This window comes from Nocardia sp. NPDC058497, from assembly GCF_042720195.1.
Lineage (GTDB): Bacteria > Actinomycetota > Actinomycetes > Mycobacteriales > Mycobacteriaceae > Nocardia.
Genome location: NZ_JBHXMY010000675.1, coordinates 1 through 2944, shown reverse-complemented (window position 1 = coordinate 2944; position 2944 = coordinate 1). Strand labels below are relative to the sequence as shown.

Sequence of the window (2944 nt, the reverse complement as noted above, 5' to 3'; positions counted from 1 at the left end):
GTGCCGATGAGCCCACACGCCGCGGCGAACACGGCGCCGACCCGGACCTTCGAGTTGCAGTGGTTCATGATCAACAACCGCCGGATGGACATGAACCGCATCGATATGGCGATTCCCGTCGACACCACCGAGGTCTGGTCGGTGCGCAACAAGGACGACTGGCCGCACAACTTCCACGTCCACGATGTCCAGTTCCAGATCCTGGCGATCGACGGAAACCCGCCGCCCCCAGCGCTTTCCGGCTGGAAGGACACCGTCTATACCGCGCCGGGCGCCACCTACACCCTGGCCATGCACTTCGCCGATCACACCGACCCGACGTTCCCGTACATGTACCACTGCCATCTGCTGCACCACGAGGACCAGGGCATGATGGGTCAGTTCCTGGTCCTGGCGCCGGGACAGCAGCCGGCGCCGATGGACATGGGGGCGATGGGGCACGGGTGAGCCGTTGTCAGGCGATGGACTCGAGGTACTCCGTGAGGGCATCGACATCTGGTCGATTTCAGTCTAGTCTGTCCAGACAGTATCGCGCCTTGTAAGGAGTGATGATGACGCGGTGGCAAGTACAAGAAGCCAAGCAGCGCTTCTCCGAAGTCCTTCGTGCCGTCGAGACCGAAGGACCGCAGACGATCACCAAGCATGGCGACGAAGTCGCCGTTGTCATCGATATCGCCGAGTATCGTCGACTGGTCCGGCCCGATATCGGTTTCGTCGACCGCCTACTGGTGACGTTCGGCGGATTGGGCGATGAGGTCGCCGACGTCGTCGACGAGATCGAAAGCTCGAGACAGTCGTCGATGCCGCGTGATCTCGACCTCACCGAGCTGCCGTGAGCTACCTCATCGATACCAATGTCCTGTCCGAGCTGATGCGGCAGCGGCCCGCTGCGGCGGTACTCGGCTGGTTCGAGCGCAACCGTGGCAGCGAGCAATGGCTGAGCGTGATCACGGTGGGCGAACTCCGGCGCGGCATCGCCCTGCTGCGCGCCCGGACCGAATCAGCCCGTGCCGATCGACTCGAGCGCGCCGTTGACGAGATCGAAGGCAGTTTCACCCACCGGATCCTGCCGGTGGATACCGCCGTAGCACATCAGTGGGCGCTGATCGCCACCACCGCTATCGATGTGAGCGACGGACTCATCGCCGCCACCGCCCTGACGCACGGACACACCGTGGCGACCCGCAATACCAAACACTTCGCGCATACCGGTGTCGCGCTCGTGAATCCGTTCGAGTTGCCGAGTGACGGCCCGGTGATCAGGCGTCGAAAGCGGCCAGGATCCTCTCCGCCGCGAGCGCAGGGGTGAGGGTTCCGGCACGGACCGCGGACTCCACCTGGGCGCGAACGGATTTCACGGCCGGGTTGTCGGCGAGACGGCGCAGGATCTGGTCGTGGACCATGGTCCAGGTCCAGTCGACCTGCTGGCGGCGGCGCTTCTCGGCGAACTCCCCCGCGTCGGTGAGGACGCGGCGGTGCTCGAGGACGGTGTCCCAGAACTTGTCCAGGCCCTGGCCTTCCAGGCCGCTCATGGTGAGCACGGGCGGGCGCCAGAGGGCGTCGTGCGGGTGGATCAAGCGCAGGGCGCCTTGGAGTTCGCGGGCCGCGCTCTTGGCTTCCATCTCGTGCTTGCCGTCAGCCTTGTTTACCGCGACGAGCTCGGCCAGTTCCAGCACACCCTTCTTGATGCCCTGCAGCTGGTCACCGGTGCGGGCGAGGGTGAGGAAGCAGAAGACGTCGACCATGTTGGCGACAGTCACCTCGGACTGGCCGACGCCGACGGTCTCGACCAGGATCACGTCGTAGCCGGCCGCCTCCAGCAGCACGATGGTCTCGCGGGTGGCCTTGGCGACACCGCCGAGGGTGCCCGCGGTGGGCGAGGGCCGGATGAACGCGTCGGCTTCCAGCGACAACCGGGCCATGCGCGTCTTGTCACCGAGGATCGAACCGCCCGTGCGGGTCGAGGACGGGTCGACGGCCAGGACCGCGACCCGATGCCCCTTGCCGAGCAGGTACATGCCGAGCGCGTCGATGAACGTCGACTTGCCGACGCCGGGGACACCGGTGATGCCGACCCGGTTGGACACCACGGTGCCCGGCTCGGTGCCCAGCCGCAGCAGCAACTGCTGGGCCAGTTCGCGGTGGTCGGCCCGGGTGGATTCCACCAGGGTGATCGCACGGGCCAGTGCCGAGCGCTGTCCGGCCTTCACCTCGTCGGCGAGCGCGTCGACGTCGATGGTGCGGCGGACGCCGGTGACGGTCCGGTCGCCGTTGCGCGGGGCACCGACACCCGCGGTGGTGCCGAGCCGGGGATGGGGCTGCCCACCCCCGGCCGTGTGTGCGGCGTCGCTCATTCGGCTGTGCCGCCGCCGATCTCGTGGCCGAGGGAGGCGGCCAGCTTCTTCAGCAGATCGATGGCGGCGTCGGCGATCACGGTGCCGGGCGGGAAGATCGCCGCCGCGCCTGCCTCGTAGAGCTCGTCGAAGTCGCCGGGCGGGATGACGCCGCCGACGATGACCATGATGTCGGGGCGACCGACATCGGCCAGTGCCTGCCGCAGGGCGGGCACCAGCGTGAGGTGACCCGCGGCCAGCGAGGAGACACCGACGATGTGCACGTCGTTGTCGGCCGCCTGGCGCGCCACCTCTTCGGGGGTCTGGAACAGCGGGCCCACATCGACGTCCATGCCGAGGTCGGCGAACGCGGTGGCGATCACCTTCTGGCCGCGGTCGTGGCCGTCCTGGCCCATCTTGGCGACCAGGATGCGGGGACGACGGCCCTCGGCTTCGGCGAACTCCTCGACGAGCGCGATGGCCGCGCCGATGTTGGATGCCTTGCCTGCTTCGTCACGGTACACACCGGAGAGCGTACGGATTTCGGCCTGATGGCGGCCGTACACCTTCTCCAGTGCGTCGGAGATCTCACCGACGGTGGCCTTGGCGCG

Annotated in this window: 5 protein-coding genes; 3 read left to right on the top strand and 2 right to left on the bottom strand. The window is 67.4% G+C overall.

Features of this window, described 5'->3' with window-relative positions; translation table 11 throughout:
* The 3 genes from ACFWPJ_RS29310 to ACFWPJ_RS29300 form a co-directional block, all read left to right on the top strand.
* Positions 1-447 (top strand): multicopper oxidase domain-containing protein (locus ACFWPJ_RS29310; protein WP_378856211.1); only part of this gene is annotated, 447 nt, incomplete at its 5' end.
* Between the two features lie 104 nt (positions 448-551).
* On the top strand, positions 552-836 hold the full coding sequence (locus tag ACFWPJ_RS29305) for a type II toxin-antitoxin system Phd/YefM family antitoxin (RefSeq protein ID WP_378856209.1): 285 nt from the start codon (positions 552-554) through the stop codon (positions 834-836).
* Positions 833-1309, top strand: a complete 477-nt coding sequence (locus ACFWPJ_RS29300; protein ID WP_378856207.1) for a type II toxin-antitoxin system VapC family toxin — start codon at positions 833-835, stop codon at positions 1307-1309. The genes ACFWPJ_RS29305 and ACFWPJ_RS29300 overlap by 4 nt, the downstream gene beginning before the upstream one ends.
* Here the strand turns inward: ACFWPJ_RS29300 and meaB are convergent.
* Both meaB and ACFWPJ_RS29290 read right to left on the bottom strand, forming a co-directional pair.
* Positions 1260-2354 (bottom strand): methylmalonyl Co-A mutase-associated GTPase MeaB, encoded by a 1095-nt coding sequence (gene meaB, locus ACFWPJ_RS29295; RefSeq protein WP_378856205.1) that lies wholly within the window; start codon positions 2352-2354, stop codon positions 1260-1262. The two genes, ACFWPJ_RS29300 and meaB, sit on opposite strands and share 50 nt — an antisense overlap.
* Positions 2351-2944 (bottom strand): cobalamin-dependent protein (locus ACFWPJ_RS29290; protein WP_378856203.1); only part of this gene is annotated, 594 nt, incomplete at its 5' end. The genes meaB and ACFWPJ_RS29290, both read right to left, overlap by 4 nt.